Annotated in this window: 9 protein-coding genes; 7 read left to right on the forward strand and 2 right to left on the reverse strand. The window is 73.4% G+C overall.

Translation table 11 applies throughout. From position 1 onward, the window contains the following. The first annotated feature begins 159 nt into the window (after positions 1-159). The 5 genes from IF89_RS0116400 to IF89_RS0116420 all read left to right on the forward strand — a co-directional run bounded on the left by IF89_RS0116400 (position 160) and on the right by IF89_RS0116420 (position 5,756). Positions 160-1,551, forward strand: a complete 1,392-nt coding sequence (locus IF89_RS0116400) for an MFS transporter (RefSeq protein WP_051807119.1) — start codon at positions 160-162, stop codon at positions 1,549-1,551. Between the two features lie 163 nt (positions 1,552-1,714). After that, entirely contained in the window at positions 1,715-2,680 is a 966-nt protein-coding gene (locus IF89_RS0116405; protein WP_199820513.1) for a FecCD family ABC transporter permease, read from the forward strand. A gap of 3 nt (positions 2,681-2,683) precedes the next feature. Beyond that, on the forward strand, positions 2,684-3,772 hold the full coding sequence (locus tag IF89_RS0116410; protein ID WP_030767715.1) for a FecCD family ABC transporter permease: 1,089 nt from the start codon (positions 2,684-2,686) through the stop codon (positions 3,770-3,772). Between the two features lies 1 nt (position 3,773). Next, entirely contained in the window at positions 3,774-4,610 is an 837-nt protein-coding gene (locus tag IF89_RS0116415; RefSeq protein WP_043194013.1) for an ABC transporter ATP-binding protein, read from the forward strand. An 84-nt stretch (positions 4,611-4,694) separates the two neighbouring features. Beyond that, complete coding sequence (locus IF89_RS0116420) at positions 4,695-5,756, forward strand: ABC transporter substrate-binding protein (protein WP_030767718.1); 1,062 nt, start codon at positions 4,695-4,697, stop codon at positions 5,754-5,756. Positions 5,757-5,837: 81 nt separating this feature from the next. On the opposite strand, the gene IF89_RS0116425 is transcribed toward IF89_RS0116420, so the two are convergent. Further along, positions 5,838-6,041, reverse strand: a complete 204-nt coding sequence (locus IF89_RS0116425; RefSeq protein ID WP_030767720.1) for an MbtH family protein — start codon at positions 6,039-6,041, stop codon at positions 5,838-5,840. 32 nt (positions 6,042-6,073) lie between these two features. Then, on the reverse strand, positions 6,074-7,720 hold the full coding sequence (locus IF89_RS0116430; RefSeq protein WP_324605339.1) for a (2,3-dihydroxybenzoyl)adenylate synthase: 1,647 nt from the start codon (positions 7,718-7,720) through the stop codon (positions 6,074-6,076). Positions 7,721-8,028: 308 nt separating this feature from the next. Here IF89_RS0116430 and IF89_RS0116435 point away from each other — a divergent pair, with 308 nt between their 5' ends. Then, complete coding sequence (locus IF89_RS0116435; RefSeq protein WP_043194014.1) at positions 8,029-11,541, forward strand: non-ribosomal peptide synthetase; 3,513 nt, start codon at positions 8,029-8,031, stop codon at positions 11,539-11,541. Next, positions 11,534-13,828, forward strand: a complete 2,295-nt coding sequence (locus tag IF89_RS42105; protein WP_078628335.1) for a salicylate synthase — start codon at positions 11,534-11,536, stop codon at positions 13,826-13,828. The genes IF89_RS0116435 and IF89_RS42105 overlap by 8 nt, the downstream gene beginning before the upstream one ends. The last annotated feature ends 123 nt before the right edge of the window (positions 13,829-13,951 follow it).

Below are 13,951 nucleotides of genomic sequence, written 5' to 3' on the forward strand. Positions count from 1 at the left end.
CTGCTCTGGCCCAAGTTCGCACCCGACACGAAGGTTCACGTCCCCTCACGGCATGGCTGATGGGCCGAACCATAACTTAGGATAGCCTTATCTTGCTATGGTCGGCTCGCGCCGCCGGGCGCCATCGGCGGTAGCCAAACCCCAGGTGGAGGCCGGGAGTTGCGTATCAAAGAGCTGGCACTGGATCTCTCCCCACTCCGGGCCGGCGGCCCGCTGGGCCGCGTCCTGGCCGCCCGGGTCCTTGCTCTCCTCGCCATCGGGCTCACCTCCGTGGGTGTCGTGGTCCAGGTCTACGGGCAGACCGGCTCCTCCGCGCAGGTCGGCCTGGTCAGCCTCGTGCTGGCCTCCGGGCTGCTCCTGGGCTTCCTGGCCGGTGGCGTCCTCGCCGACCGGCGGGACCGCAAGGGCCTGATCCTCGTCGGCAGCGGGTGGGCGGTCGTCACCTTCGCGGTGCTCGCCGTGAACGCGGCCGCCGACCGTCCGGCGCTCTGGGTGGTCTACGTCACCGGCGCCCTCTTCGGATTCACCGAAGGCGTCGCCGAGACCGCCCTCACCGCCGTCCTGCCGGCCCTCGTGAGCGAGGAGCACCTGCCCGCAACGGGCGCGCTGGTGACCGTCACCACGACTCTCGGCGCCATCGCGGGCCCGATGCTCGGGGGCCTGCTGATCGCGGGACCGGGTCTGGCGACGACGTTCGCGCTCGCGGCGGTGGGTACGGCGGTCACGACGCTCCTGCTGACCGGGCTGGACCGCATGCCGCCCACCGGGGCCGAGGCGCCCGGGCCGTCCGGTGCGCAGGCGCCGGGTGCCGAGGAGGCGTCCGACGGCCCCCCGGATGCCCCGGCGGACCGCTCCGGCCCCGGCAGCGGCGGCGCGGGCGCCGTGGCGGACCTGCGGGAAGGCTTCCGGTTCGTCGCTCGCCACCGCATCGTGTCGGCCGTCCTGGTCGTCGACCTGTGCGTCGCCGTGTTCGCCGCGCCGCAGGCGCTCTTCCCCGAGCTGGCGGAGCGCCGGCTGGGGGGCGGCCCCGAGCTGGTGGGCCTGCTGACCACGGCGCCGATGATCGGGGCGGCGCTGGCCTCGCTCACGTCCGGCTGGACCGGTCGCACGCAGCGTCACTGGCGCGTCCTGTGCGCGGCCGTGGCCGGCTGGGGACTGGCCTGCATCGGCTTCGGGCTCAGCCCCTGGCTCGGCCTGGGCCTGGTCTTCCTGGCCCTCGGCGGAGTGGCGGACACGATCTCCGAGATGATGCGCCGCACCCTGCTGATGACCCACACGCCCGATCCGCTGCAGGGGCGGGTCAGCAGTCTGTGGCTGGCCCAGGCCATGACGGCCCCCGCGCTCGGTGGTGTGATCGCCGGCCTGGCCTCCTCGGCCGTGGGGCCCGCCGCGGCCGTCGCCGGCGGCGGAGCGCTCTGCCTGGCGGCCCTCGCCGCCGTTGCCCTGATGTACCGTCAACTGTGGCGCAACGAAGGCCAGTCGGTTACAACCAGACCCGATAACGACGAGGTCGGACGAGGGGATAACAGAGGCGCAACAGCATCTGCATAACGCTTGCTGGCCGATAGTTAGGTATGGCTATCCTTTCCAGGTGCCTCCAGAATCTCCCCCACCGCGCTTAGCACGGGGGGGTGCCCCCAGCCCCACTGCGGCGTCGGTTCCACCGCCCGAGGCGGCTTCGCGTCGGACTGCTCCCCACCTCATCGTCGTTCCCGTGACCCTGGCCGTCCTGGCGCTGCTCTGCGCGGCCTCACTCGCCCTCGGCACGAAGTCGATTCCCCCCGACCGCCTGCTCGACCTCCTGCTCCATCCCGACGGCAGCGAGGAGTCCGGGATCATCCACCGCATGCGCGTGCCGCGGACCGAGTTCGGGCTCGTCGTGGGCGCCGCCCTCGGCGTCTCCGGGGCCCTGATGCAGGGACTGACGCGGAACCCCCTGGCGGATCCGGGACTCCTCGGCGTGAGCGCCGGGGCGTCGCTCGGTGTCGTGGTCGGTACGGGTCTGCTGGGCGTCACGGCCGTCCACGGCTTCGTCTGGTTCGCGTTCGCCGGAGCGCTCCTGACCATCGCGCTCGTCTACGCCCTCGGCGCCGCCGGCCGGGGGGGCGCGACACCGGCCAAGCTGGCCCTCTCGGGCGCCGCCATGTCCGCACTGCTGCTGTCCCTCGTCAACGCGGTGCTCCTGTTCGACGCGGCCGCGCTGGGCGACTTCCGCTTCTGGGCGGTCGGTTCGCTCACCGGCCAGCCCGCGGAGGTGCTCGCGGGGGTGCTGCCCTTCCTCGGAGCCGGCGCCCTGCTGGCGGCCTCCACCGCCCCGGCCCTGAACAAACTCGCCCTCGGCGACGGGGTGGCCACCGCACTCGGGCAGAACGTCGGCCGGGTCCGCATCCGCGGCGCGGCAGCCGTCACGCTGCTGGCCGGCGGTGCAGTCGCCCTCTGCGGGCCGATCGCCTTCATCGGCCTCGTCATCCCGCACATCGCACGCCGCCTCGCCGGACCCGACCACCGATGGATCGTCGTCCACTCGGCGCTGCTCGGCCCGTGCCTGCTGATCGCCGCCGACCTGGTCGGCCGGCTGATCGCCCGTCCCGACGAACTGCACGTCGGCATCGTCGTCACGGCGGTCGGTGCCCCGTTCTTCATCCTGTCCGTCCGCCGACGCCGACTGCGGGAGCTCTGAGACATGCCCACCACCCTCGCGCCGGCGCCGGCGCCCGCCGGTCCCCGGTCCGCAGGCGGCATCGTCCTGCGGGTGCCCCGGACGCGGGCCTCCTGGGTCGTGCGGCCGCGCAGCGTCGTCGTATCCCTCGTCCTCGCCGTCACCGTCGGCTTAGCCTTTGTCGTCGAAGTCGCCTTCGGTGAGCTGGACTTCCCGCTCTCCGAGGTCGTCGCAGCCCTCTTCGGCGGCGGCGACCCGGCCACCCACATGGTGGTCCACAACCTGCGCCTGCCGCGGGCGCTCGTGGGGCTGCTGTGCGGGGCGGCCTTCGGAGTCGCCGGCGCCATCTTCCAGACCCTCACCCGCAACCCCCTCGCAAGCCCGGACGTCATCGGCATCTCGGCGGGCGCGGGGACCGTGGCGACGGCCGGCCTGCTGTTCGGCGTCGGCTCCGGCATCGGTCTGCAGAGCTTCGCCCTGGCCGGCGGCCTGGGCGCCACGGCCGTGATCTACCTGCTCGCCTGGAAGGGCGGCACCACCGGATACCGCATCGTCCTGGTCGGCATCGGCATCGCCGCCCTGTGCACCAGCGCGACGAGCTACCTCCTGCTCAAGGCCGGCGTCTACCAGGCCCAGCAGGCCCTCATGTGGCTCACCGGCAGCCTCAACGCCCGTGACTGGAGCCATGTCGGCCCGCTGGCCGTGTCCCTGGCCGTGCTCCTGCCGGCCGTGGTGCTGGTCGGGCCGTGGCTGACCGGGCTCCAGCTCGGCGACGAGACCGCCAAGGTCCTCGGACTGCCGGTCCAGACCGCGCGGATCGCCCTCCTGGTGGTCGGCGCGGCCCTGGTCTCGTTCGCGAGTGCCGCGGCCGGGCCGATCGCCTTCGTCGCGCTCGTCGCCCCCCAGATCGCGCTGCGCCTGGTCGACGCGCCCGGCCCGGCCCTCGTGCCGTCGGCCCTGGTCGGCTCCCTCGTCGTACTCGTCGGCGACGCGGTGGGCCGCCAGCTGCTGGAGGGTACCGAACTCCCCGTGGGCGTCGTGTGCGGTGTGCTCGGCGCCCCCTGCCTGCTCTGGCTGCTGGGCAGGTCCAACCGCACCGGATCAGGAGGCTGACGTGGACGAACGACCCAAGGGGCTGGTGGCCGAGGGGCTGACCCTCGCCTACGACGGCCGACGCGTCGTCGAGGGCCTCGACGTGGTCATCCCGGCCGGCAGGGTCACCGCGGTGATCGGGGCCAACGCCTGCGGCAAGTCCACGCTGCTGCGCGGGCTCTCCCGCCTGCTGGCGCCCGAGCGGGGCTCGGTCTACCTCGACGGTCAGCTCATCCACTCACTGCGCGGAAAGGAGTTGGCACGCCGTCTCGGCATGCTGCCCCAGTCACCGGTCGCGCCGGAAGGCATCACCGTCCTCGACCTCGTCAAGCGCGGTCGCAGCCCGCACCAGTCGTGGTGGCGGCAGTGGTCGCCCGAGGACGAGCAGGCCGTCCACGACGCACTGGATGCCACCGGCCTCACGGAGCAGGCGGACCGCAGCGTGGACGAACTCTCCGGCGGTCAGCGCCAGCGGGCCTGGATCGCCATGGCACTCGCCCAGGGCACCCCCGTCCTGCTGCTCGACGAGCCCACCAACCACCTCGACCTCGCCCACCAGATCGACATCCTCGACCTCGTCGTCGATCTGAACCGCGACCAGGGCCGCACCGTCGTCCTGGTCCTCCACGACCTCAACCACGCCTGCCGCTACGCCGACCACGTCATCGCCCTGAAACAGGGCGAGATCGTCGCCGAGGGAGCTCCGGCCGACGTCATCGACGAGGAACTCGTCACCGAGGTCTTCGGGCTCAGCTGCACGGTCATCGACGATCCCGCGGGCGGCGGCCCGCACATCATCCCCTTCGGCAGGCACCACGGCGTCGCCCGTACGGCGAAACCGGCGGTCACGTCCGGCTGACCGGCACTCTGCCCGGCACGCAGGATCCGCGCACCACCACCCCGCACGATCCCCCGCGGCCACCGGCCGCTCGGAAGGACAACCATGCCCCTTTTCAGCAACGCCTCGGCCTCTTCCTCCCAGGAGGTCCGGCCCGACCGGCGCCGATTCCTCGCCCTCGCCGGCCTCGTCGCCGCGGCGCCGCTGCTGGCCGCCTGCGGGGACTCCGACAGGCCCGGGACCCCGGCCAAGGGCCCCTCGGGGCAGCCCGCTCCGAGCGGTCCCTGGAGCTTCACCGACGACCGCGGCAAGAAGATCGAGCTGCCCAAGCGCCCGGAGCGCGTCGTCGCCCAGTCGCACCCGGCGGCGGCGCTCTGGGACTTCGGCATCCAGCCCGTCGGCATCTTCGGACCCCAGAAGACCGAGGACGGCAGGCCCAGCCCGCAGATCGGCAACGTCGACCTGTCGAAGACCACCTCCGTCGGCACCGCCTTCGGCGAGTTCCAGATGGAGAAGCTGATCTCCCTGAAGCCCGAGCTCATCGTCACCATCGCGTACGGCCCGATGGTCTGGTACATCCCCGAAGACATCATGAAGAAGGTCGAGGAGGTCGCGCCGATCGCCGTCGTCCAGCTGATGGGAGTGGCGGTCCCGGATGCCGTCAAGCGGTTCGGGGAGCTGGCCGCGGCCCTCGGCGCGGACCCGGAGAGCGCCGGGATCAAGAAGGCGAAGGCCGAGTTCGAGACCGCTGCGGAAGCCGTGAAGAAGGCCGCCGAGGGCAAGAAGGGACTGTCGGTCGCCGTCGTTTCCGGCACCAAGGAGAACTGCTTCGTCGCCGACCCCGCCTTCCACGGCGACGTGAAGTACTTCCAGCAGCTCGGCCTGGACATCGTCAAGCCCGAGAATCCCGAAGCCGGCTTCGAGTCCCTCAGCTGGGAGCAGGCCGGACGCTACAAGGCCGACCTGGTCCTGGAGGACGCGCGTCCCGAAGGCGGCCTGACCCACCAGCAGCTCGACGGCTACCCCACGTGGAAGGCCGCCCCTGCGGTCCAGGCCGGCCAGGTCGCCGACTGGCAGACCGAGACCCCGTTCACCTACCAGCGCTTCACCAAGGTGCTGAACGACCTCGCCGCGGCCGTCACGAAGGCCCGCGCCGACGTTGTCTGAACGGCCCGCCCGTGGGGAAGCCCCCCGCCGCGTGAGCGGCGGGGGGCCTTGCGGCGGCGCGGCGCTGCTCGGCGGGCACCCCTACCCGCCCTGAGCCACGCTCCGGGGGCGCAGGTCCGTCCACGCGGTCTCGATGTAGGCCACGGCCTCGGGCCGGGAGACCGGTCCGAGCACGCTGCGCCAGCCGTCCGGAGCCGTCCGGAAGGACGGCCACAGGGAGTGCTGGCCCTCGTCGTTGACCAGCACCAGGAACGTTGCGTTCTCGTCGTCGAAGGGGTTGCTCATGAGGAGGTGCCTCTCTCGATCGGGTCCCGGGCTCAGGTCTGGTCGGACGTGGTCAGCAGGGTGCGCAGAGCACGCTTGTCGATCTTTCCGATGGCGGTGAGGGGCAGTTCGGCGACGGTGGACACGCGGTCGGGCAGCTTGAACGAGGCGACGCCCCGCTGCAGCAGGAACCCGCGCAGTTCCTGCACGGTGGGACCGGCGGCGCCGACCGGCACGACGACCGCGCAGATCCGCTCTCCCTCGCCGCCCGGGTCGGGGATCCCGACGGCGGCACAGCGGCGCACCTGCGGGTGGGCGGCCACATGGGCCTCCACTTCCTCGGCCGAGACGGTCTCACCGTTGCGGTCGATGGTGTCCTTGACCCGGCCCTCCACCACGAGGTGGCCGGAGGGCAGCTGCCGGACGAGGTCACCGGAGCAGTAGAAACCGTCGCGGGTGAAGGACACGGCGTTCACCTCGGGGGCGCGGTAGTAGCCCCGCAGCGTGTACGGGCCCCGCACCAGGAGTTCGCCCACCTCGCCGGGCGGGACCTCCTGCCCGTCGCCGTCCACGATGCGCAGCTCGTCGTCCTCGCTGAGCGGGCGCCCCTGGGACACGGCGACGAGGTCGGCGTCGTCCGCGGAACGGGTGTAGTTGAGCAGGCCCTCGGCCATGCCGAAGACCTGCTGCACGGCACAGCCGAGGGTGTCCGGGACCGTCCGGGCCAGGTCGGCGGAGAGCTTGGACCCGCCGGCCTGCAGGACCCGCAGGCTGGAGAGGTCGGCCGGATCCCACTCGGCCGCGTCGATCCACAGCGGGATCAGCGGCGGCACCAGCGCGGTGTGCGTCACCCGCTCGGACTCGATCAGGCGGAAGGCGTCCCCGGGGGCCGGCGACGGCGCCAGGACGACCTTGCCGCCGACCGACAGGGTGCCGAGCATGCCGGGGCAGGCCAGGGGGAAGTTGTGCGCGATCGGCAGGCACGCCAGGTACACGGTGCCCTGGTCGAGGTCGCACGCCGCGGCGCTGGCACGGGCGTTGAACCCGTAGTCGTTGTGCGTCCTCGGAATCAGCTTGGGCACCCCCGTCGTACCGCCCGACACCAGCAGGAGGGCGAGGTCGGCGGGGTCGGGGTCGGGGAAGGAGCGGGGCTCGGCATCCACCTTCGCGAGCGCCGTGTACGGGCCGGGGTCGCCGGCGACCAGGACGTGCCGCAGCTCGGGCGCCTGCTCCAGCACGGCCGCGGCCAGGGTCCGGTAGTCGAAGGCCCCGTACTCGTCCGCGATCACGTACGCCACCGCACCGGAGAGGCGCGCGAGATGGCCGATCTCGGTGATCCGGTGGGCGGGCAGCGTCAGCGCGGGTACGGCGCCCAGGCGTGCCAGCGCGAAGAACAGCACCGCAAACGCGGCGTCGTTGGGAAGCTGCACGAGCACCCTGTCACCGGCCCCGATGCCGAGATCGGCGAGGCCGGAGGCCATCCGGTCCGCGCGCTCGTCGAGTTGCCGGTAGCTCAGCCGCTCGGATCCGGCCACGACGGCGGTGCGGTCCGCGTACTCCTGTGCCCAATGGCGCAGCAGGCCACCGAGCGTACGACCGTCCCAGTGACCGGCCGCCACGTAGCGGGCTGCGGTCTCCCGCGGCCAGGGGGTCAGTCCTGAAGGCAGGGGAGTGGGGGGCGTGCTGGCGTCTTGGGTCACGATGACTCGACTCTCCTGGGCCGGGGGCGCCGTGCGCACTCGCTCTGTTCCGCTCGTCAGGGGCGCGGACGCCGGAACCGCCGGCGGCATCCACAAACAGGTCTGGTTAGGTTAACCTAACTCTCGTCGTTGCACACCTCCCGTCGCGAAGGTGGCCAGGATGGTCATGTCCGTTGCCACACAAGCTTTTTGACACTGCCTCGACAGCACTCCACGGGGCTCTGCCGCCTTCGCCCGGCCTCCCGGAAGGCGCACGCACCGGGCCCGCGACTCCTTCACCACACGACGCGTCAGGAAGAAGCCGCTTCATGTTGTCGATCGACGACCTCCGCCGTATGGTCACCGACTTGCTGGGCGCGGACGCCGAACCCGTCGGTGACCAGGTCAACCTCATCGAACTCGGCCTGGACTCACTCAAGTTGATGAGAATCGCGGACCGCTTACGGCGGGCCGGGACGGACGTGGGATTCGCCGACCTGGCGCGGCGGCCGACCCTGGCCGGATGGGGAGCCCTGCTCACCGCCGCCGCTCCGCAGCCCGTCGACGGCGAGGGCACCACCCCCGCCCCGGTCCGGCCGGACGGAGCCGACGGCCTCCACGACGAGGCGGAGCCCTTCCCCCTCGCGCTGATGCAGCACGCCTACTGGATCGGCCGAGGATCGCAGACCCTGGGAGCGGTGGCCGCCCACCTGTACACGGAGTTCGAGGGCACCGGCGTCGACCCGGACCGGCTGGGCGCGGCCGTGGCCGCCCTCGCCGAGCGGCATCCCATGCTCCGCGCGCGGATCCTGGACGACGGCCGACAGGTCGTCGGACCGTGGACGCGCGGCACGCGGCTCCCCGTGCTCGACCTGCGCGACGCCGGCGAGGAGGAGGCCGAGCGGAAGGCCGGCCGGCTGCGTGAGGAACTCTCCCACCAGCTGCTGGACGTGGCGCAGGGACAGGTCTTCGACGTACGGCTCACCCGGCTGCCCGGCGGCCGTACCCGGGTGCACGTGGACGTGGACATGCTGGCCGCCGACGCACGCAGTTTCCGCGTCATGCTCGCCGACCTGGTCCACCTCTACGAGCACCCCGACCAGCCGCTGCCGGCACTCGGCTACACCTACTCCCGCTACCTCGCGGAACGCCGCGCCCGGCCGCCCCGTCCGCAGGACGTGGCCTGGTGGCGCGAACGCCTGGGCGGGCTCCCCGGGGCGCCCGACCTGCCGACCCGTCCCGAGGCGGAACGCGGCCCGGCCCACCGCGTCACCCGGCTCCACCACTGGCTCGCCCCCGAGCAGCGGGCCGGGCTCACCGAGCAGGCCCGCAAGCACGCCGTCACGCCCGCGGTCGCCGCCGCCACCGCCTTCGCCGAGGTGCTGGGCGCCTGGAGCGGAGCGCCCCACTTCCTGCTCAACGTACCGATGTTCGACCGCCGACCGCTCCACCCCGATGTGGACCTGGTCGTGGGCGACTTCACCAGCTCGGTCCTCCTCGACGTCGACCTGACCGGGACCCTCAGCTTCGCGGACCGGGCGCGCGACACCCAGGACCGGATGCACGCCGCAGCCGCCCACTCCTCGTACTCGGGCGTGGAGGTCCTGCGGGACCTCTCCCGCGACCAGGGCGCGCAGGTCCTGGCGCCGGTCGTCTTCACCAGCGCCCTCGACCTCGGCGAACTCTTCGGCACCGAGGTGGAGCGCGTACTGGGCGAGCCGGTATGGATCGTCTCCCAGGGCCCCCAGGTCCTCCTCGACGCCCAGATCACCGAACTCCACGACGGACTCCTCGCGAACTGGGACGTCCGGTCGGACGCGTTCCCGGACGGCACGGCGGAAGCCATGTTCGCGGCCTTCACCGACCTGGTCGGCCGACTCGCGGACGGCACCGCCTGGGACGTCCCGGTCGGACCGCTCGTCACCCCCGCCCAGCTCGCCGTGCGCGCCGAGGCGAACCGCACCGACGGCCCCGTACCGCGGAACCCGCTGCACCACAGCTTCTTCGCCCGGGCGGCCGAGCAGCCGGCCGCGCCGGCGATCCTCGCCCCCGACGGCACGGCCCTCGGCTACGGCCGGGTCGCGGACCAGGCGCTGCGCGTGGCCGGAGCCCTGCGCGACCGCGGGGTCCAGCCGGGCGACGCCGTCGCGATCAGCCTCCCCAAGGGGCCCGAGCAGATCGTCGCCGTCCTCGGCGTCCACGCCGCCGGCGCCCACTACGTACCGATCGGCATCGAGCAGCCCGCCGCCCGGGCGCAGACCATTCGCGACCGTGCGGGAGCGACCACCGTCCTGGGCTCGACCGCCGGGCCCGGTGTCCTCGCCCTGGGCGAGGCCGTCACCTGGCCCGACCCGCTGCCCGAGCCGGTGTACACCGCGCCCGAAGCCGTCGCGTACGTCCTGTTCACCTCGGGCTCCACCGGCGAGCCCAAGGGCGTCGAGGTGTCCCACCGGGCCGCGGCCAACACCATCGACGACCTGGTGGAACGGCTCGCCCTGGGCCCCGGCGACCGCACCCTGGCCCTGTCCGCCCTGGACTTCGACCTGTCCGTCTTCGACATCTTCGCCCCCCTGTCCGCGGGCGGCGCCGTCGTCACGGTCGACGAGTCCGGCCGCAAGGACGCCGCCGCCTGGGCGGGCCTGATCCGCCGGCACGCCGTCACCGTCCTCAACTGCGTACCCGGCCTGCTCGACATGCTGCTGACCGCGGCCGAGCGGGACCCGCTCGGCGACACGCTGCGCGCCGTCCTCCTCGGCGGTGACCGGGTCGGCGTGGACCTGCCCGTGCGGCTGCACGCCCAGGTCCCCGACTGCCGCTTCCTCGGTCTGGGCGGCACCACCGAGACCGCCATCCACTCCACGGTCCAGGAGGCCGTCGGGGGACAGGTGCCCGCCCGGTGGACGAGCGTCCCGTACGGCGCCCCCCTGCGCAACGTCCGCTGCCGGGTCGTCGACGCCCAGGGACGGGACTGCCCCGACTGGGTCGCGGGCGAGCTCTGGATCGGCGGGACGGGCGTGGCCGACGGCTACCGCGGCGACCCCGACCGCACCGCGGACCGCTTCCTGGCACGGGACGGACTGCGCTGGTACCGCACCGGCGACCGCGCACGCTACTGGCCCGACGGGACCCTGGAGTTCCTCGGACGCGCCGACGACCAGGTCAAGATCCGCGGCTTCCGGATCGAACTCGGCGAGGTCGAGGCGGCTCTGGCGCAGCATCCGGCGGTCCGTCGGGCCACCGCCCTCGTCCTCGGCACCGGCCCCACCCCGAGGCTGTGTGCCGTCGTCGCGACGGGGGCCGAGCGGGCCGACGCGGCAGACGTCCGCGCCCGGGCCGCCGAGCTCCTGCCCGCCCACATGCTGCCCGACGCCCTCGCCGTGCTCGACGAGATGCCGTTGACCGCCAACGGCAAGACGGACCGCCGTGCCCTGCGCGAGCTCCTCGCCGCGCAGTTGCGGACGGACGGTGACTCGGCCGGGCCGCAGACCGCGCTGGAGGACGTGATCGCCCGCGTCTGGGCCGACGTGCTCGACGCCGAGTCCGTGGGCCGGGAGGACGACTTCTTCGCCCTCGGGGGCGACTCCCTCCTCGCCACGCGGATCACGACCCGGCTTCGTGAGGCCCTCGACTTCGAGGACATGTCGGTCCACGACGTCCTCGCCTCCCTCACCGTGGCCGGCCTGGCCCGCACCCTCGGCGCCCGTGAGGAGGACGGCGGCCGTCTGGAGGCCGTCGCCGAGATCTTCCTGGAGATCGACGCCCTCTCCGACGAGGAGATCGAGGCGCAGCTGGCGGCCGAGGACCTGGGCGGCGCCCCGTCCGCGGGGCCGGACCATGCCTGAGTACCCGCTCGGGCACGGGGGCGACGGTGCCTGCGCCTGGTTCCGCCGGTACGCCCCGCGGCCGGACGCGGCGGCACGCATCGTGTGCTTCGGCCCGGCCGGCGGGGCCCCGGCCTTCTTCCGGGACTGGGCCCGTGCGGTCCCGGAGGACGTGGAAGTCCTCTCGGTGGTCCTCCCGGGGCGTGAGCGCCGCACGGCCGAGCCGGCGCTCACGCGGATGGCGGATCTGGCCGCCTCACTGGCGCGGGCGGTGACCGGCTGCCTGGACCGGCCGACCGTCTTCTTCGGACACAGCATGGGCGCGTCCGTCGCCTTCGAGGTCACCCGTCGCCTCGAACTGCGGCCGGGACCGCGGCCCGTGGGCCTGGTCGTCTCGGGCCGCCCCAGCCCCCGCCGACTGCTGGAGGCCCCGTCGCCCGTCGCCGACTACGACGACGCGCAGATCGTCGCGTATCTGCGCAGCCTGGGCGGCACCCCCGACGAACTCCTCGACGACCCGGCGATCCACGGACTGATCCTGCCTCCGTGCAGAGCGGACTTCGAGGTCATCGGCCGCTACGCACCGGACCTCCGCAGAGCCCGGCTCAGTACGCCGGTCCGCGTGCTGCGGGGCGCCTCCGACCTCGCGACGCCCGGCTGGGACGCCCCTCGCTGGGGGGAGGTCGCCTCCCGGGTGACCGTCGCGGAGGCCCTGGCCGGCGGTCACTTCTACCTGCTGGACCAGCTGCCCACCGTGGTCGACCACGTGCTGCGCACCCTGCGGGGTGAGGCGGACCCCTCCCCGAGCGGAGCGTCCGCGGCGCGCTCCTCCACCGATCCCCGCGGGACCGCCCGCCCGACCGGACCCACCCACTCCGGGAAAGAGAGAGACGTCGTGACCCTGGCCCCTGCCTACCATGAGCGCCGGATTCCGCTGTCCGGCGACGTGCTGAGCACCGCGGCTGCCCTGTCGGAAACCTCGGCGGACGCCTACGTGCTCTACGAGAACCGAGGCGTCGTCGGATGGGCGGAAGGCGAACACGGCACCATCACCGTCCACCCGGACCGCACCATCCTCACCGTCAAGAGCTCCGGAGCGGCGACCACCACCGCGCTGTTCACCGCCGAGGGCGGCCTGCTCAAGGCCCTGGACCAGGCTCTCGCCGCCGTACCCGTCCGGGGCTGGCGTGCCTACGGCTGGGCGGCCTTCGAGCTGAGCCACCCCCTGCACGGGCTGCCCGCCACCCCCGGTGACGCCCCGCTGGCCGTGCTGGCCGTGCCGGCGCGCGAGGTGCGACTGGAGGAGGGCGGTGCGCTGCTGCGCACCCTCGACGTGAGCGAGCTCGACGTCCTGGAGCAGCGGGTGCGCTCGGCGGCTGCGCTCGGCGGTGCCGTGGGCAGCCCCCGCCGCGTCGCCGCGGACATCGACCACCACGACGCGGAGTCCTACAAGGCCGCGGTCGCCGGGGCGGTGGAGGAGATACGCGCCGGCAGGCTCACCAAGGTCATCCTGTCGCGTGCCGTGCCGGTGCACGCGCCGGTCGACCTGCCCGCCACCTTCGTGGAGGGCCGCCGCGGAAACGATCCGGCCCGGTCGTTCCTGCTGCGCCTGGGAGGCTGGGAAGCCGCCGGCTTCAGCCCGGAGATCGTCGCCGCGATCACCGAAGACGGCCACGTCGTCGCCCAGCCGCTGGCGGGGACGCGGGCCCTCGAAGGAGACCCCGAGGGCGATGCGGGGCGCCGGGCCGAGCTCTACCGCGACGAGAAGGAGGTCTTCGAGCACGCCGCCTCCGTCCGCCTGGTCGTCGAGGAACTCCAGCAGGTCTGCATCCGGGAAACCGTGACCGTGGACGACTTCATGTCGATCAAGGAGCGCGGCAGCGTCCAGCACCTTGCCTCCCGCCTCTCGGGCACCCTGGCCGCCGGGCGCACCGCCTGGGACGCCGTCGGCGCGCTGTTCCCGGCAGTCACCGCGTCCGGTATCCCCAAGGCCGAGGGGTGCGACCTCATCCGTCGCGCCGAGGGCGGCACCCGCGGCCTCTACAGCGGAACGGTGCTGACCGTGGACGCGGACGGGACGGTGGACGCGGCGCTCGTGCTGCGCAGCGTCTACCGGCACGAGGGCCGCACCTGGCTGCGCGCCGGTGCCGGGATCGTCGCCCACTCCACTCCGGAACGTGAGCTGGAAGAGACCCGCGAGAAGCTGCGCAGCGTCTCGCGCTTCCTCGTGCCCGCGGCCCAGGCCCCGGTCCCGCGTCGTCCCGAGGTCTGCGCCCCGGACGAGGAGTCCGCAGCGCTGGCCCGCTGACCCCCCCCGACCGAACGGAAGCCCAACGGGCCGGCCGCCGCGCCGCACAGCGCGGTGCGGCGGGTTCGGGCGGCGGGCGGCTGCCGCCTCCTCCGTCATCGATGCCAGGCGGCACCGCACGGG

The organism is Streptomyces sp. NRRL F-2664 (genome assembly GCF_000719345.1).
Taxonomy (GTDB): Bacteria; Actinomycetota; Actinomycetes; order Streptomycetales; family Streptomycetaceae; genus Streptomyces.